This is a genomic window from Stutzerimonas stutzeri (genome assembly GCF_000219605.1).
Lineage (GTDB): Bacteria > Pseudomonadota > Gammaproteobacteria > Pseudomonadales > Pseudomonadaceae > Stutzerimonas > Stutzerimonas stutzeri.
The window spans coordinates 1,910,569-1,927,102 of sequence record NC_015740.1; the positions used below are offsets into that span (position 1 = coordinate 1,910,569).

General features: G+C 65.6%; 12 protein-coding genes and 1 pseudogene. 4 read left to right on the forward strand and 9 right to left on the reverse strand.

Annotated elements, in window-relative coordinates; translation table 11 throughout:
• Positions 1-388: 388 nt before the first annotated feature.
• From PSTAB_RS09050 to PSTAB_RS09070, 5 genes are read right to left on the reverse strand one after another with little or no spacing between them, the layout of a single operon-like run.
• Positions 389-1,540, reverse strand: a complete 1,152-nt coding sequence (locus PSTAB_RS09050) for an acyl-CoA dehydrogenase family protein (protein WP_013982630.1) — start codon at positions 1,538-1,540, stop codon at positions 389-391.
• 38 nt (positions 1,541-1,578) lie between these two features.
• On the reverse strand, positions 1,579-2,673 hold the full coding sequence (locus PSTAB_RS09055; protein WP_013982631.1) for an enoyl-CoA hydratase/isomerase family protein: 1,095 nt from the start codon (positions 2,671-2,673) through the stop codon (positions 1,579-1,581).
• A gap of 2 nt (positions 2,674-2,675) precedes the next feature.
• The gene (mmsB, locus tag PSTAB_RS09060) at positions 2,676-3,566 is read right to left on the reverse strand and encodes a 3-hydroxyisobutyrate dehydrogenase (RefSeq protein WP_013982632.1); all 891 of its coding nucleotides are present in this window, start codon (positions 3,564-3,566) and stop codon (positions 2,676-2,678) included.
• Between the two features lie 36 nt (positions 3,567-3,602).
• Positions 3,603-4,376: an enoyl-CoA hydratase gene (locus PSTAB_RS09065; protein WP_011913069.1), complete on the reverse strand. Its 774-nt coding sequence runs from the start codon at positions 4,374-4,376 to the stop codon at positions 3,603-3,605.
• A gap of 47 nt (positions 4,377-4,423) precedes the next feature.
• Entirely contained in the window at positions 4,424-5,935 is a 1,512-nt protein-coding gene (locus tag PSTAB_RS09070) for a CoA-acylating methylmalonate-semialdehyde dehydrogenase (protein ID WP_013982633.1), read from the reverse strand.
• A 157-nt stretch (positions 5,936-6,092) separates the two neighbouring features.
• Here PSTAB_RS09070 and PSTAB_RS09075 point away from each other — a divergent pair, with 157 nt between their 5' ends.
• Complete coding sequence (locus PSTAB_RS09075) at positions 6,093-6,986, forward strand: LysR family transcriptional regulator (protein ID WP_013982634.1); 894 nt, start codon at positions 6,093-6,095, stop codon at positions 6,984-6,986.
• Positions 6,987-7,061: 75 nt separating this feature from the next.
• Here the strand turns inward: PSTAB_RS09075 and PSTAB_RS09080 are convergent, their stop codons facing one another.
• The 4 genes and pseudogenes from PSTAB_RS09080 to PSTAB_RS09095 form a co-directional block, all read right to left on the reverse strand.
• Complete coding sequence (locus PSTAB_RS09080) at positions 7,062-7,415, reverse strand: YgaP family membrane protein (protein WP_013982635.1); 354 nt, start codon at positions 7,413-7,415, stop codon at positions 7,062-7,064.
• Between the two features lie 66 nt (positions 7,416-7,481).
• On the reverse strand, positions 7,482-9,992 hold the full coding sequence (gene glgP, locus PSTAB_RS09085; protein WP_013982636.1) for an alpha-glucan family phosphorylase: 2,511 nt from the start codon (positions 9,990-9,992) through the stop codon (positions 7,482-7,484).
• Positions 9,993-10,063: 71 nt separating this feature from the next.
• Positions 10,064-11,160, reverse strand: a pseudogene (locus PSTAB_RS09090) (endonuclease/exonuclease/phosphatase family protein).
• 139 nt (positions 11,161-11,299) lie between these two features.
• Complete coding sequence (locus tag PSTAB_RS09095; RefSeq protein ID WP_013982639.1) at positions 11,300-14,293, reverse strand: transglycosylase domain-containing protein; 2,994 nt, start codon at positions 14,291-14,293, stop codon at positions 11,300-11,302.
• Positions 14,294-14,611: 318 nt separating this feature from the next.
• Here PSTAB_RS09095 and PSTAB_RS09100 point away from each other — a divergent pair, with 318 nt between their 5' ends.
• The 3 genes from PSTAB_RS09100 (at position 14,612) to PSTAB_RS09110 (ending at position 16,532) form a co-directional block, all read left to right on the forward strand.
• On the forward strand, positions 14,612-15,412 hold the full coding sequence (locus tag PSTAB_RS09100; protein ID WP_013982640.1) for an AraC family transcriptional regulator: 801 nt from the start codon (positions 14,612-14,614) through the stop codon (positions 15,410-15,412).
• A gap of 161 nt (positions 15,413-15,573) precedes the next feature.
• Entirely contained in the window at positions 15,574-16,224 is a 651-nt protein-coding gene (locus PSTAB_RS09105) for an AzlC family ABC transporter permease (RefSeq protein ID WP_041771718.1), read from the forward strand.
• Positions 16,221-16,532, forward strand: a complete 312-nt coding sequence (locus PSTAB_RS09110; RefSeq protein ID WP_013982642.1) for a hypothetical protein — start codon at positions 16,221-16,223, stop codon at positions 16,530-16,532. Before PSTAB_RS09105 ends, PSTAB_RS09110 begins: the two co-directional genes overlap by 4 nt.
• The last annotated feature ends 2 nt before the right edge of the window (positions 16,533-16,534 follow it).

Sequence of the window (16,534 nt, forward strand, 5' to 3'; positions counted from 1 at the left end):
GGCAGTGGCAACATCAGCGACCAAAATAATCCGTTTGTTCTTTATGTCCCGAATGGGACTGCTATGCGGACGATGGTCCGATCGGGCTGCGAACAAAAACAACAAGCCCGTCAGCAGAAGAAGAACAAAGCAACACGCCCTAAAGGGGAGCCTAGCGGCTCCCCTTTTTATTTGGCTGTGGTTATGGGCTTCGAGCGACTGGTGGGCTGAAGCCCAGCCTGCAGACCATCGGGCAGTCAGGTGGAGCGGGGACGTCAAATCCCGTGAGGTATTTGCCCTAGGATGGGCGTTGGCCCGCCAATGAAAGCTGAAAATTCAGCCCCGGCTGTCCGGATTTGCCATCAGGCAGCACTGCGGCATCGGCGGCGCCTTTTCCAAGGATTCATCGCTAAAGCGGATAGTTCGCCAGCTCCCGCGCGATCAGCAGGCGCTGGATTTCGCTGGAACCCTCATAGATCTGCGTGATACGCGCATCGCGGTAGTAGCGCTCCACCGGGTAGTCCTCGAGATAGCCGTAGCCACCGTGGATCTGCACCGCCTGCGAACAGACCTTCTCCGCCATTTCCGAGGCGAACAACTTGGCCTGGGAGGCTTCGGACAGGCACGGCAGGCCGGCGCTCTTCAGCCGCGCGGCATGCAGAATGAGCAGACGCGCCGCATTCAGTTGGGTCTGCATGTCGGCAAGCATGTTGGCGATGCTCTGGTGCTCGGCAATCGGTTTGCCGAACTGCACGCGCTCGCGGGCGTAGAGCAGGGCGGCCTCGAAGGCCGCACGGGCGATGCCCAGCGCTTGCGCGCCGATGCCGATGCGTCCGCCTTCGAGGTTCGACAGCGCAATCGCCAGGCCCTTGCCACGCTCGCCAAGCAGGTTGGCCTGCGGGATTCGGCAGTCGCTGAGCGAGACCGCGCAGGTGTCCGAGGCGCGGATGCCCATCTTGTGTTCGCTGCGTTCCACCGCGAAGCCGGGCGTGTCGGTGGGCACCAAAAACGCGGAAAGACCTTTCTTGCCGAGGTCCGGATCGGTCACCGCGAAGACGATGGCCAACTTCGCCCGCTTGGCATTGCTGCAGAACTGTTTGCTGCCGTTGAGCACCCACTGGCCGTCTACCCGTTCGGCGCGGGTGCGCAGGTTGTGCGCCTCGGAGCCGGCCTGCGGTTCGGTGAGGGCGAAGCAGCCGATGGCGCGGCCGCTGGCCAGTTCAGCCAGCCACTCGTCCTTCTGCGCCTGCGAGCCGTAATTCAGCACCGGGCCGCAGCCCACCGAATTGTGGATGCTCATCAGCGCGCCGGTGGCGCCGTCGCCGGCGGAGATTTCCTCCACGGCCAGGGCGTAGGCGACGTAGTCGATATAGCTGCCGCCCCATTCTTCCGGGACGACCATGCCGAGCAGGCCAAGCTCGCCCATCTGGGCGACCAGGGCGTCGTCGATCCAGCCGGCCTTTTCCCAGGCCTGTGCATGGGGGGCGATCTCGCGGCGGGCGAAGTCGCGCGCCATGTCGCGGATCATGCGTTGGTCTTCGCTGAGTTCGAGGTCATGCATTGCGCGGTCTCTTCTTGTTGTTGTGCTGCAAAAGAGGTTCAGGCCGTGGCGCTGCGGCGTGTCTTGCCGGTGGTGGCCTTGAAGCCGTCGAAGAACGCCTGGACGCGCTCCGGCGTGACCTCTGCCAGCGTCGGCGGATTCCAGCGTGGGGACTTGTCCTTGTCGATGATCAGCGCGCGCACGCCTTCCATGATGTCGCCCTTGGCGAACCATTGACGGTCCAGATGTAACTCCAGGGCGAAGCAGTCGGCCAGGGGCAGATTGCGGCCGCGCCGCAGCATCTCCAGGGTGACGCACATCGCCAGGGGTGAGCGGCTGTCGAGCACCTTGAGGGTTTCGGCGGCCCAGTCGCTGAATTCGGGACGGTTCTCGGCTGCCAGCGAGGCACGAACCGATGCCACGTCCTGCTTGGCGAAATGCTCGTCGATGGCCTGGTGCAGCGCTTTGAGTTCGGAACCGGGCAGCCTGTTGGTGCCTAGTGTGGCCACCAGGGTGCGTAGCGCCTCCTGGGGATGGACCGACCAGCTCATGCGGTCCAGGCAGCGATCCAGCTCGGCAATCTGGTCGTGGCTGACGCACCAGTCCGCCAGGCCCACGTGCAGCGCATCGGCGGCGCGGATCTGCAGGCCGGTGATGCCCATGTAGGTGCCAAGCTCTCCCGGCAGGCGCGAGAGGAAATAGCTGCCGCCGACATCCGGGAAATAGCCGATGCCGACTTCCGGCATACCCATGCGCACGCGCTCGGTGACTACCCGCAGCGACGCGCCCTGGACCAGGCCCATGCCGCCGCCGAGGACGAAACCGTCCATCAGCGCCAGCAGTGGTTTCGGGTAGGCATGGATGTACTGATCGAGGGCGTATTCCTCCTCGAAGAAGGTTTCGTGCTCGGTGTCGCCGCGCTGGAAGCTGTCGTACAGCGAACGGATGTCACCGCCGGCGCAGAAGGCTTTTTCGCCATTGGCACGCAGTACCACGGCATGAATCTGCGGATCGGCAGCCCAGGCGCTGAGCTGCTGGTGCAGCAGGCGGACCATTTCCAGGGTCACCGCATTCAGCCCGGCCGGGCGGTTGAGGGTGAGGTGGCCGACGTGGTTGCGTACGGCGGCCAGCACGGGGCGTTCGGTTGCACTCATGGTCAGGTGTCCTTGCGGTACTGATTGATGATCGCCGAGAAGTCCAGGCCGCCATGACCCTGGGCGCTGAAGCTCTGGTATAGCTGCTGGGCGAGGGCGCCGAGGATCACCGGCTGACGCACCTGCTTGGCGGCCTCGGTGGCCAGGCCCAGATCCTTGAGCATCAGGTCGCTGCCGAAGCCGCCGCTGTAGCCGCGGGAGGCCGGTACGTTGTCCAGCACGCCAGGGAAGGGGTTGTAGGTATCCGAGCTCCAGCAGCGGCCGCTGGAGGTGTTGATCACGCCGGCCAGGGTCTTGGCATCCATACCCAGCGCGACGCCCAGCGCCATCGCCTCGGCGACGCCGATCATGGAGATGCCCAGCAGCATGTTGTTGGCGACCTTGGCCACCTGGCCGTTGCCGGCTGCACCGCAGTGCACGATGTTCTTGCCCATGGCCGCGAGAATCGGTTGTGCACGATCGAAGTCCGCATCGCTGCCACCCACCATGAAAGTCAGGGTTCCGGCTGCTGCACCGCCGGTGCCGCCGGAAACCGGTGCGTCCAGCATCGGGTTGCCATGCTCGGCGGCAGCCTTGGCCACTTCACGGGCACTGTGCGGATCGATGGTCGAACAGTCGATCAGCATCACACCGGCACGGGCGCTGGCGATCAGGCCGTTCTCGCCCAGGTACACGCTCTTCACGTGAGGCGCCGCTGGCAGCATGGTGATGATCAGCTCGGCATTGCCCTGGGCGATGGCGGTCGGGGAGTCGACCGGCAGCGCGCCGGCGCCGACCAGGTTATCGACGGCCGCGGCGTTGAGGTCGAATACGCTGAGCTGGTGGCCTGCCTTGAGCAGGTTGTGGGCCATGGGCGCGCCCATGTTGCCCAGGCCGATGAATCCGATATGCATGGCGTGTTTCCTCTTGTTGTTATGGCCAGATGCGGCTTAGCGATTGGTGAACTCAGGCTTGCGCTTCTCGCTGAACGCGGCCATGCCTTCCTTCTGGTCGGCGGTCGCGAATACCGCATGGAACACGCGACGCTCGAAGCGGATGCCTTCGGCCAGCGTGGTTTCGAAGGCGCGGTTGACGCTTTCCTTGATCATCATGGTGGCCGGCAGGGATTTCTCGGCGATCACCCGGGCAGCCTTGAGGGTTTCCTCCAGCAGGCTTTCGGCCGGGAATACGCGCGCGACGAGGCCGGCGCGCTCGGCTTCGGCGGCGTCCATCTGGCGACCGGTCAGGCACATGTCCATCGCCTTGGCCTTGCCCACTGCGCGGGTCAGGCGTTGGGTGCCGCCAATACCCGGCAGCACGCCGAGGTTGACTTCCGGCTGGCCGAAACGCGCGTTGTCGGCGGCGAAAATCATGTCGCAGAGCAATGCCAGCTCGCAGCCACCACCCAGCGCGTACCCGGCGACGGCGGCAATCAGCGGCTTGCGGCGCGTGGCGATGCGGTCAGCTTCGGCAAAGAGGTCATCGAGATAGACCTGCGGGTAGGACAGCTCGGCCATTTCCTTGATGTCGGCGCCGGCGGCGAACGCCTTGGCCGAGCCGGTGAGCACGATGCAGCCGATCCGCGGATCGGCCTCGAGCTGGCCCAGGGCCTGGTTCAGCTCGCTGATCAGCTGCGCATTGAGCGCATTGAGCGCCTGCGGCCGGTTGAGGGTGATCAGCGCAACGCGCTCCTGGATGTCGACGAGCAGGGTTTCGAATGTCATTTCAGCGTCCTTGAGGACCGGCGCGTCCGCCGGCCCGGTGGGTGATGTCACTTCAGGTTGATGGTGGTGTTGACCGGGCCGCCGACCTCGTTTTCGTCGAACCAGCGCTCGGTTATGGTCTTGGTCTGGGTGTAGAACTGCACCACCTGCTTGCCGTAGGGGCCGAGGTCGCCGAGCTTGGAAGCGCGGGAGCCGGTGAAGGAGAACATCGGCACCGGCACCGGGATCGGTACGTTGATGCCGACCTGGCCCACGTCGATCTCTTCCTGGAAGTGCCGCGCCGCCGCGCCGGAGCGGGTAAAGATGGCGGTGCCGTTGCCATTCGGGTTGGCGTTGATCAGCTCGATGGCTTCGTCCATGGTCGCCGCCGCCATGACGCAGAGGACCGGGCCGAAGATTTCTTCGCGGTAGATGCTCATCGAGGGGGTGACGCCGGAAAACAGGGTCGGGCCGACGAAGTTGCCGTTCTCGTAACCGCTGACGCTCGGGTTACGGCCATCCAGTTCGAGCCTGGCTCCTTCCTGTACACCACGTTCGATCAGCCCGCTGACGCGATCCAGCGCCGCGCAGGAAACCAGCGGGCCGACATCGGTGCCGGCCTCGACACCGGCGTTGACCTTGAGGGTCTGCGCCTTGGCTACCAGATCGGGAATCCAGGCCTGCGCCTCACCCACCAGCACCACCACCGACAGCGCCATGCAGCGCTGGCCGGCCGCGCCGAAGGCGGCACCGGCGATGGCGTTGAGGGTCTGCTCCTTGTGCGCATCGGGCAGCACGATGGCGTGGTTCTTCGCGCCCATCATGCACTGCACGCGCTTGCCGGCCTGGCTGGCACGGTTGTAGACGTGGGTGCCGACCTTGGTCGAACCTACGAAGGACACCGCCTTGATATCCGGGTGGTCGCAGATCGCATTCACCGCATCGGCGCCGCCATGCACCACGTTGAGCACGCCCGGCGGCACGCCGGCTTCCAACGCCAGTTCGCACAGGCGCATGGTGACCATCGGGTCCTGTTCGGACGGTTTGAGGACGAAGGTATTGCCGGTGGCGATGGCCATCGGGAACATCCATAGCGGGATCATCGCCGGGAAGTTGAACGGGGTAATACCAGCGCAGACGCCCAGCGGCTGCAGCAGGGTATAGGTATCGACGCCGGCGGCGACGTTGTTCGCCAGCTCGCCGAGCTGCAGGTTGCCAATACCGGCGGCGTGCTCGACCACTTCCAGGCCGCGGAACACGTCGCCCTCGGCATCGGCCAGGGTCTTGCCCTGTTCGGCAGTGAGGATCGCCGCCAGCTCCTTCATGTTCTCGCGGATCAGCTGCTGGTACTTGAGAAAGATGCGCGCACGTGCACCGATCGGCGTCTTGCGCCAGGTCTGGAAGGCTTTCTGGCCGCTGGCGACGGCGCGGTCGATTTCCTCGGCGGTCGCAAACGGCACGCGCGCCAGGACTTCCTGGGTCGCCGGGTTGACGACGTCGCGCCAGTCCTGGGTGGTCGATTCGATAAATTCACCGTCGATCAGCAGTTTGACGGTAGGAATGGCGTTGGACGTTGTCATATGGCTCTCCGCCTGAAAAGGCACTGTTGTTGTTATTGGCTCGCGGACGGCTGCGAGGGCTGCATTGAATGTAGCAATGCAAAAAATCACATTACAATGCGATCGACTGCAGAGTCGCTCTGCATAAATGCACAGGAACCTGCTGGAGGCGGCAACCATGGACTGGGACAATCTGCGCTATTTCCTCGAAGTCGCCCGAGCGGGGCGGCTGACCACTGCGGCGCGTCGGCTCGCGGTCGACCACACCACGGTCTCGCGCCGGCTGCAGGCGCTGGAAAAAAGCATCGGCCTGCAGCTATTCCTGCGCGAGCCGGGTGGCTACAAGCTCACCGAAGCCGGGCGCAACCTGTTGCCGCGGGTCGAGGCCATGGAAAGTGCCAGCGTGGCCATCGAACATTCACTGCCCAGCATGGGCGATGGCCTTTCCGGGCAAGTGCGCATCGGCGCCACCGAGGGTTACGGCACGGTGATGCTCGCCGGCCAGCTCACCGGGCTCAGCCGGCGCTATCCGCACCTGAACATCGACCTGCTGGCGCTGCCGCGCGCGGTGCGCCTGTCGCGTCACGAGGCGGACATCGTCATCACCCTGGAACGCCCGGAGCGCGGGCCGTTCATCATCACCCGGCTGACCGACTACGTGCTGCGGCTGTATGCGTCGCCGGCGTATCTCGACGAACACCCGCCGATCCGCAGCCGCGAGGATCTGGCAGAGCACCGCTTCGTCAGCTACGTGGATGACCTGCTGTTCAGCAAGGAGCTGCTGTTTCTCGATGGGATCGCCGATCCCCGCTCGGTCGGGCTGCGCAGCACCAGCCTGCTGGCGCAGCAGGAAGCCGTGGCGATGGGGGCGGGGATCGCGATCCTGCCGGCGTTTTCCGCCGATGCCGATCCACGGTTGCGACTGCTGGTGCCCGAGGAGGTCAGCTTTACCCGTACCTTCTGGATGCTGATGCCCATCGAGTTCAAGGACCTGGCGCGCATGCGCACCACCTGGGACTACCTCAAGGAGATGGCACAGCAGAATCAGGGGCGGTTGCTGGGGCAGGCTTGATCGGGCGTCGGTACGGCGAGGCAGGCGCCGACTCCCGGCGCGCAAAGGGTGGGCTTCAGCCCACCTTGCAGGGGTTCAGACCTGCGGCGTGCCTCGCGTCTCGTGACCCATCGGCGTGCTGTCGGGCAATGTCACGTTGTCACCCTTGAAGTCCGGGCTGTGGACTTCCGAATCCAGCGGCATATGACTGTAGCGCTGGCTCGGCAGGGCTGGCTTGCTCTCCATTTCAGTCAACATGCGCTTGGCTTCGCAGCGCCCGCTGATGCCGCGCGCCAGCGCCATCCCGCCCATGGCGAGCTCCGCCAGCCCGACCAGCCCGCCCCGACGCAGCCCCTTGCCCATCATCACCAGCCCACCGGCAAGCGAGGCGGCGCGTTCCCAGCCGTGGACGTTCTGCGGGGCGGATTTGTCGAACAGTTGCTTCATCATCTGCGTCTTCCTCAAAAGGCAAGTGGTTAATAGAGGACTGCGCCGCTGCGCTGGCGTTCCGAGCGTTCATCGCTGCCAGTGAATCAAGCCCAGCTCCAGCGGCACAGACAGCCCCAGTTGGCTGCCAGGGACGACCCGCGCAGTGTAATCCGCCGCCGAGCGGTCGGCAGGCAAGTGGCCTTGGTAACTGGCGAAAGCACCGTCGTGTTCGATGAGGGTGAGGGGATGGACCTCGGCGGGAGCTTCGCCCCGGCCTTCGGCATAGAGCTGCACGGCAAGCTGTCGCGGTTCCAGATGGCCGAGATGCAGACGGACGTCGACCTGGAGCTGGCCGTTTTCGCGAGCCCATTGCACACCGGTGAAGGCCAGTTCATGCCAGTAGCAGCGCAGGCGGGTGACCTGGTGCGCCAACTCGCTGGCCAGCGCCGAACCTTCGGCGCAGCGACGGCGGTAGGCCGTCGCCATGGGCAGGTAATACTGTTCGGTGTATTCGCGCACGGTTCGATCGGCGGAAAAGCGCTCGACCAGCGCGCTCATGCTGCGCCGCATGCGTTGCACCCAGGCGGTGGGCACCCCTTCATCGTCACGGGCGTAGAAAGTGGGGACTACCTGGGTTTCCAGCAGCTGATAGAGCTGCTCGGCATCCACTTCATCGTGCTCCGGGCCGTATTCCAGGCCGTCGCCGACGGCCCAGCCGAGGTCGGCAGCGTAGGCTTCGGCCCACCAGCCGTCGAGTTGCGACAGGTTCAGGCCGCCGTTGGCCAGCACCTTCATGCCGCTGGTGCCGCTGGCCTCCCAGGGCCGCCTCGGCGTGTTCAGCCAGACGTCCACGCCTTGCACCAGGTGCCTGGCGATGCGCATGTCGTAGTCCTCGAGAAAGACCACGCGGCCGGCGATGTCGGGCCTGGCGGCGAAACGTTGCCACTCGGTCAGTAACGCCTGCCCGGCGCGGTCGGCCGGATGTGCCTTGCCAGCTACCAGCAACTGCACCGGGCAGCTGCGGTGGTTGAGGATGCGCGCCAGCCGTTCGGGGTCCTGCAGCAGCAGGTTGGGGCGCTTGTAACTGGCGAAGCGACGGGCGAAGCCAAGCGTCAGTCGTTCCGGATGCAGGCGCGAACCGGCCACTTCGATGTCCGCTGGCGAGGCGCCATGCACGGCCAGGCTGCGGGCCAGATGGCTGCGCACGAAGCCGAGCAGTTCGTTGCGCGCATGCTGGCGGATCTGCCACAGCCAGCGGTCGTCGACCTGGGCCAGCAGTTCGTCCACCGAAGCGTGGTCGATGCCGCGCCAGGGAACGTCGTTCCCGTGCAACTCGTACCAGTGGGCTTCGGCATTCGGCGACACCCAGGTCGGCAGGTGGATGCCATTGGTGACATGCCCGACCGGTACCGCCGCCAGCGGCCAGCGCGGATACAGCTCGCGGAAGATGTAGCGGCTGGTGTGCCCGTGCAGCTGGCTGACCGCATTGACTGCGCCCGCCCCGCGGGTGGCCAGGTAGGCCATGTTGAACGGCTCGTGGGAGTCCTGCGGCTGCTTGCGCCCCATGGCCAGCAGCGTCTGCATGGAAATGCCCAGCTCGTATTCGGCATAGCGCTCCAGATACTGGCTCACCAGCTCGGGCGGAAAGCGATCGAACCCGGCTTCGACCGGTGTATGGGTGGTGAACAGATTGCCGGCGCGCGTAGCATTGAGGGCCACGGCGAAGGAGACCCGCTCCCGGGCCATATGGCTGCGCGCCCGCTCCAGCACGGCGAATGCGGCATGGCCATCGTTCAGGTGGAGCACATCGGGCTGCAGGCCGGCGGCTTCCAGCAAGCGCCAGCCGCCGATGCCCAGCACCAGTTCCTGGCGCAGGCGCATCTCGTTGTCGCCGCCATAGAGTTCGCTGGCAATCAGCCGCGCGATGGGTGGATTGGCGGGGTCATTGGTATCGAGCAGCAGCAGGCGATTGAGGCCGACCCGGGCCTGCCAGCCGCGCAGCCAGATCTGCAACCCCGGCAGCTGTATGGCCAGCCTCAGAGGCGCGCCGCTGGCGTCATGCAGCGGCTCGATGGGCATCTGCCGGGTGTCGTTGACCGGGTACAGCGCCTGCTGCCGGCCGTCCGGGCCGATGCTCTGGCGGAAGTAGCCGTGCTGCCAGAGCATGCCCACCGCGGTGACCGGCACGCCGAGGTCGCTGGCGGCCTTGAGCTGGTCCCCGGCGACGTTGCCGAGGCCGCCGGAATAGATAGGCAAGGCTTCGCTGAGCATGTATTCCATGGAAAAGTAGGCGACTCGCGCGAGGCGTTCGCCGTACTGCTGGCTGGCGAACCAGGTCGGCTGCTCCAGCCGTGCCTGGCGCGCCTTGACGATGCCGTCCACCAGGCGGTGGCAGTCGACGCGGCGCAGCAGCGCCTCCAGCTTCTGCTCCGGCACGGTACTGAGGATCAGGCTGGGATTGCGGGTCAGCGCCCAGAGGTCGTTGTCGATCAGCTGCCAGAGGTCATCGTTCTGGCTGGTCCAGCGAATCGACTGGTCGAAAGCCAGTTCGCGCAGGGTGTCGGGTGTGAGGGCGGGGCGATCGGATGCAGATGCCAAAGGAACCTCTCTTCTGAACCGGTGAGCGCTGTCTCGTCCAGCATAGGCCTTGCGCGTAGCGGGGATAACCCTTAGCGGCGCGGCCCGGCCTCGGGTTGTGGCACATCCTGCGATGTTGCCGGTTCTCCGGCTATGGTCTCGGCGGCCTGCCGCTGGTCATCACGATCAGCCTCGAGCCCTTGCTGCTCTTCAGTGTGCTTCGGGTCGTACTGCAGCTCGATGAACACCGGGAAATGATCGGAGCCGATGTCCGGCAGGCGCAGCAGGCGGACGAAACGGAAGTGCGCACTGTGAAAGAAGTGGTCCAGCGGCCAGCGCAGGAACCAGTGATGGGCATGGAAGGTGTTGTACATGCCGCGGCCCACGCGTGGGTCCAGCAGCCCGCTGATCTTGCGGAACAGCCGGGTGGTCGGCGACCAGGCCACATCGTTGAGGTCGCCGGTCACGATGATCGGGTCATCGCTGTGCTGGATGCTTCTGGCCACCACCAGCAGTTCCACGTCGCGCTCGGTGGACTCGTCGTTTTCCGTGGGGCTGGGCGGTGCCGGATGCAGGAAATGCATGCGCACCGAAAGGCTGTCATCGACACGCACCCGGGCATGCATGGAGGGTACGTCGTTTTCCACCAGGAACTTGAGTTCCGGCTCCTCCAGCGGCAGGCGCGAATACACGTGCATGCCGTAGAGGTTGTCCTGCGGGCAGCGAATACTGTGGGGATAGTCGTCGCTCAGCTGGTCCAGGTGTGCTTCCCACCAAGAGTCGGTTTCCAGTGTCACCAGCACGTCGGGTCGGTACTCGTGCACCAGCGCCAGCAGGCGCTCGGCCTGGCGATTGGGCCCCAGCACGTTGGTGGCCATCACGCGAATGCGTGGCCGCGGGGCGTCTGGCTCGGCACGTAGCACTCGTTGCGCCAGAGGCGGGTGTAGGGCGCGATCCACCAGAGCTGATAGATCAGGCAGGCGGCGCTGGTCAGCGAGGCGAGCAGGTGCCAGGGCTGGCCATAGTCCAGCAGCGGCGCCTGCGCGACCAGCAGTACCGCCAGCAGTGTGGCGAGCTGCAGGCGTGGAAATTCCCATACGCGCACCCACCAGGCGCGATGCCGCCAGAGAGGCAGCAGTGTGACGAATGCGAAAAGGCCTGTGCTGGCCAGCAATATCCCTTCGAGCATGACGTTTCCCATTGTCGGCCGATCGTTACGGCGGCGGCCTTGCACATCGACGGGCAAGGGCCGAGGCATTCGACAGGCAAACAGGCGAAGCGTCGCAAGAAAAAAACAGGCCCCGAGTGGACGGGGCCTGTCTGGGCGGTCAGTTCTCCGCTGACAGCATGCCGCTGGTCAGTGCCGGCAGGTGCTCGGGCTGGCACAGGCTGTTCGCGCCTTGCAGGTACGGCTGCAGGATCGGCGCCATGCCCTTGAGGGTCTGTACCGGCAGCGCCGAGGTGAAGCGGAAGCTGTCGGCGGCCCGGCCCGGCACATAGGCCGTCAGCGTGCCGAAGTGATTCGGCCCCAGATAGAAGACGAAGGTGGCGGTGCGGTTCAGCGCCAGCGAACTGATCAGCCGGCCGCCGGCGCCGACGCTCTGGATGCGGTTGTCGCCGGTCCCGGTCTTGCCACCGATGCGCAGCGCGCTGCCATCCTCCTGCTTGAAGGCACCTTGCAGACGTCGCGCCGTGCCGCCTTCGACCACGTTGGCCAGCGCATCCTGCAGCGCCCGTGCGACTTCCACCGGCATCACGCGCTTGCCGGACCCGGCCACGAAGCCCAAGCGCGTCTCGTATGGCGTGCCCTCGGCGAAGTGCAGGTTGTCGATACGCACGCTGGGCAGGCGGACACCGTCGTTGAGGATGATGCCCATCAGCTCGGCCAGCGCGGCCGGCCGGTCTCCGGAACTGCCAAGCGCGGTAGCCAGCGACGGCACAAGGTTGTCGAACGGATAGCCGAGGCGCTGCCAGCGCCGATGGATATCGGTGAAGGCTTCCACCTCCAGCATGATGCGGATGCGACTGTCGCGCGCGCTCTTGTGGCGGCTGCGGAACAGCCAGCCATAGACTTCCTGACGCTCGGCGCGGCTGTCGGCGACCACTTCGGAGAGCGTTGCCTGCGGGTTGGCGATCAGATAGCCGAGCAGCCACAGGTCCAGCGGATGGGTGCGGGCGATATAGGCCTGATCGGGCAGGCTGTAGGCGCCCGGACCGTAACGGGTGTATAGCGAATCGAGTTCCTTCTCGCTTAGCGCCGCATCCGGCAGGTGCTGCTTGAGGAAGCGGTCGAACACGGCGCGTTCGGCATCCGGCATCAGGTAGCGATGCACGGCAGCCAGGCGTACGGGCGTCGGGCGCATGCCCTGAAGGAAGGTCTCGATACGCTCGTCGGCGCTCTTGTTGCGGTATTTCTTCCAGAACCGCTGCAGAAACACCGAGCCCTCGCGGTCGGCGAAGCGGGTCAGGTATTCCTGCCGGCGCGGGTCCTTGTCGTCTCTCAGCAGCTCGGCGCTGTTGATGGTTTCGTAGGTGCTGTAGCTGACCAGGTCGCGCATCAGGCGCACGAAGGGGAGGTTGATCGACTCGCGCAGCGACTCGCGCACCGTGGGAATGCGCCCGTCGTCTTCGCGGCGGAAGTTGCCGAAGCGGTGCATGCCGGCGCCGGTGAAGAAGCGCTCGGCCGGGCTCGCCGAGTAGCGGCGCTCCAACGCGGCATCGAGCATGCGCTCCAGGCTGCGATCGCTATTGGTTGCCAGATAGTCGATGGCCCAGCGGCTGAGGTTGGCTCGCGCGTCGATCTTGCGCAGTTCGCTCGCGCTGAGTTCGGAATAGCGCTGGTGCAGCTCGGCGATGACTTCCAGGTAGGTAGTCAGCACCCGCAGCTTGGCCGTCGAGCCCAGTTCCAGCTTGCTGCCTTCGTTGATGTCGAACGGCTGGTTGGTGTTGTCGGTCTGCACCCGCACATGGAAGCCTTCTTCGCCGCGCTCGAACAACGTGAAGCTGTAGCGCACGTCGCCGGTCTTCTCCGGCGAGAGCATGCGGTCGCCGAACAGACCGACCGACTCGGCGAAGGCCGGATCGGCCAGGCGCACCAGGTATTCGCTGATCTGGCTCTGCAGATCACCCTGCAACGACGTACTGGCGGTGAGGTCCAGCCGGTCCAGGTCATACAGCGGCAGGCCGAGCAGACCGGCCAGGCGCATGCGCGCCACGGTGATGCCCTTGGTGGCTTCCACGGGCTGGATCGCCGCGTCGCGATTGGGATTCTGCGCCACGACGCGCTGGCTCAGCGCGGCATCGCGCAGGGCCGTGTCGATGATGCCGCCGTTGGCCAGCAGGCGAATATGGCTGTCGGTCAGGGCCGCCATTTCCTCGCGGCCCGCGCCCAGGTAATAGGAGGGCCGGCGCTGAGCGATCAGCAGCGACAGCACCTGACGCAGCGCCAGGCCACGGGCCTGCTGGTCGACCGCTTCCGGGCTGCGCGGATCGAGCAGGCGGTTGACCTCGCGGAAGTCGGCACCGAACCAGAGCCGCAGGCCGTCGGCGATACCGTGCACTTCGCCGTGACCCGGTGCGGCGGAAAGCGGCACGCTGTTGAGGTAGTCACGCACGATGCGCTGGCGGGTGGCGAGCGTCTGCGGGCCTTCGCGGTAGGTCCGTACGCTGGCGGAGACCATCTGCCGGATCTTTTCCTGCGGATCACCGGTGCGCCCCTCGGGGGAGTGACGATACTTTTCCACCTGAGTGGCCAGGGTGCTGCCGCCAGCGGCCTGGCCGCCGAGGCCCAGGCGCTTTTCCAGCTGGCTGATGGCAGCCTTGGTGAACCGTGGCCAGTCCACCGCCGGGTTGGCGTTCGGCCGGCTGGCGTCGAGCAGGCCACGATCCTCGATGAACAGCAGGCTCATCACCACGAGCGGCGGGATGTCCTCGAAGCGTTCGTAGTACTGACGTGGATAGCTGTTGGTATAGAGCGGCAGCCCACGGCAGTCGTTGATCGTCAGCCCTGCCTGGGATTCTTCCGGGTAGGGCGGGAAGAAGCCGCGGCTGGTGTAATCCAGCAGCGCGCGCGAGAAGCGCGCCTGTTCCTCGATGCGGAAATTGCGCTGCACCAGCCGTTCGATGAAATTAGGTAGATCGACGTAACCCAGTCGGCGATCGAAGGGGCCATCCTCGGGAAACTGGATGCGCGGACTCGGGCCGGGCTTGACGGTGTAATCCAGGTCGGCGGCATAGCGGCTCAGCCACTGCGACTGCCAGCGTGAACTCTCCAGCTCCTGCCAGCCGAGATAGCCGCCACCGGCCAGCAATGAAACGCCCACGAGCAGCGCCAGCGCCGCGCCGTCTTGCGACGGCCCTTGCCGGATGTACGGGATGATGCAGGGGAGGGGGCGCGCGTGTTACGCCCATCCTGGGGTGTCTTGTCGGATCGCCATACTGCGCCCATGTGTGCCTGGCTTCCTAGCAGTTCTCTACGCCAAGCATAGTCGGCGCGCGGGGCTTAAGCGATGTCCGTTTGACGAACGGAACGGCTCAAGAATGCCCTTGCGCGGGCTGTGGTTGCCTGTCATCGCCATCGCTCGCTACCGTAGCGCGGGTCAGCAACGAAACGATGGACGCCGGACGATGACGCGACGCACATGAACGACAAGGATTGGGTCAGGCGCCCGCATGAACCGGGGCGGCTCGAACGACTGGAGGCCTACTTCGCCGGTTACGGATTCGCTCCTCACCGGCACGACACCTATGCCATCGGTTGTACGCTGGCGGGCCAGCATCGTTTCAACTACCGCAAGTGCGCGCGCCACAGCCTGCCGGGCGACACCTTCGTGCTGCATCCGGACGAGCTGCACGATGGCGAGGCCGGTAATGAAGCGGGGTTCCGCTACCGCATCGTCTACATCGAGCCCGCCTTGTTGCAGGGCCCGCTGGGCGGCCAGCCGCTGCCCTTCATCGACGAAGGCGTATCCCGCGACCCGCGCCTGCAGCGAGCCATTAGCAGCCTGTTGCAGTGTCTGGACCGGCCACTCGAGGGGTTGGAGGAAGAGGATGCGCTATACGACCTCGCTCAGGTAATGGCCTCGATCGCCGGGACGAAGGGGCGGCGGCGCAGCGTCGATTTCCGCGCGGCCGAGCGGGCCCGGGATTACATCCACGAATTTCTGACTCAGCCCGTCAGCCTCGATGAGCTGGAGCGGGTGTCAGGCCGTGATCGCTGGAGCCTGTCGCGGGATTTCCGCGCGCTGTTCGGCACCAGCCCTTATCGTTATCTGACGCTGCGGCGGCTCGACCAGGTTCGCCGCCTGCTGCTCGGAGCAATCTCGCCCAGCGAGGCCGCGCTGATCGCCGGTTTCGCCGATCAGAGTCACATGAGCCGCCAGTTCAAACAGGCCTATGGGCTTTCGCCGGGGCATTGGCTGCGGCTGATCCGCCCATCCTGAACCACCTCGTCTGCACGATCGTGCAAGACCCTTCCGCGCGGCACGACCGAGACTGGCCGTGACAGGTTCGTGCAGCGGGGTTTCAAGTGACAGAGGCAACGGAAGATTTCGCTCGACTGCAGGGGCGTCGTGCGGCGAGCCTGGCTGGCTATCGACGTGCTTTGCCGGCCGCGCTTTCGGTCATGCCGGTTGGCATGCTGTTCGGCATATTGGCGGCGCGTTCCGATTGGTCGTGGTGGGAGGTGCTGCTGGTCGGTTTGCTCGGCTTTACCGGCAGCGGTCAGTTTGCCGCTTTGCCGCTCAGCGAGGGCGGCGCAGGCTTTCTGACCCTGCTGCTGGTCACGGCCTCGATCAACAGCCGCTACGTGCCCATGGCGCTCACCACGGTAGACCGCCTGCCGGAACGAGCGCTGGATCGCGCCTGCTGCGCGCACATGCTCGGCGACGAGGCTTACGCCAGCGAGCGTGACGACGATGGGCCCGGCGTGGTGCTGCGCCTTCGCCTGATGATTTTCCTCGCCTGGGTGCTGACCGGCGTGCTGGGTGCGTTGCTGAGCCGCGCACTGCCTACAGCCTGGCTCGGCGACGATCTGAATCTCGCCTTCCCGGCGAGTGCAGTGTTGCTGTATCTGGCCATGTCGCAGCTCAGGAGCCGGATCGGTTCGTTGCAGCACGATCGGCAGATGGCGTTGATGCGGATCGCGTTCGTTGTCGCAGGGGCGAGTGGGCTGATCCTGCTGCTCGGGCCGGTGTATTTCTGGGTCCCCGGCGTGCTGCTGGCGACCTGGCTGCTGGGCAGGCGTCGGTCATGAACGATGCAGCGCTGGTCGCCATGGCTGCCCTTTCGACCACCAGCGTGCTGGTGCGCATAGTGCCCGCATTCGTTCGCCTCTCGCTGGGCGAACGGGGGCTGCACCTGGTCGGACAGGTGATGCCGATGGCCGTGTTCGTCAATCTCGCCGTGTATGTCGTCTACAGCGAAATCGGCAGCTCACCCGTGGCCGGCGGGCTGGCGCTGATGGCTGTCGCGGTGCTAGCCGTGCAGGGGCGCATCGGGTTGATGGGCAGCACGCTGCTGGCGGCTGCCATCTACTATCTGCTGGCCAGCCACCTGGCCTGAGC

What these genes read in the sequence shown, in the direction of transcription:
- PSTAB_RS09050 (WP_013982630.1), bottom strand. Translation starts at nt 1,540, where the DNA reads ATGCATGACCTCGAACTCAGCGAAGACCAACGCATGATCCGCGACATG.
- PSTAB_RS09055 (WP_013982631.1), bottom strand. Translation starts at nt 2,673, where the DNA reads ATGAGTGCAACCGAACGCCCCGTGCTGGCCGCCGTACGCAACCACGTC.
- mmsB (WP_013982632.1), bottom strand. Translation starts at nt 3,566, where the DNA reads ATGCATATCGGATTCATCGGCCTGGGCAACATGGGCGCGCCCATGGCC.
- PSTAB_RS09065 (WP_011913069.1), bottom strand. Translation starts at nt 4,376, where the DNA reads ATGACATTCGAAACCCTGCTCGTCGACATCCAGGAGCGCGTTGCGCTG.
- PSTAB_RS09070 (WP_013982633.1), bottom strand. Translation starts at nt 5,935, where the DNA reads ATGACAACGTCCAACGCCATTCCTACCGTCAAACTGCTGATCGACGGT.
- PSTAB_RS09075 (WP_013982634.1), top strand. Translation starts at nt 6,093, where the DNA reads ATGGACTGGGACAATCTGCGCTATTTCCTCGAAGTCGCCCGAGCGGGG.
- PSTAB_RS09080 (WP_013982635.1), bottom strand. Translation starts at nt 7,415, where the DNA reads ATGATGAAGCAACTGTTCGACAAATCCGCCCCGCAGAACGTCCACGGC.
- PSTAB_RS09100 (WP_013982640.1), top strand. Translation starts at nt 14,612, where the DNA reads ATGAACGACAAGGATTGGGTCAGGCGCCCGCATGAACCGGGGCGGCTC.
- PSTAB_RS09110 (WP_013982642.1), top strand. Translation starts at nt 16,221, where the DNA reads ATGAACGATGCAGCGCTGGTCGCCATGGCTGCCCTTTCGACCACCAGC.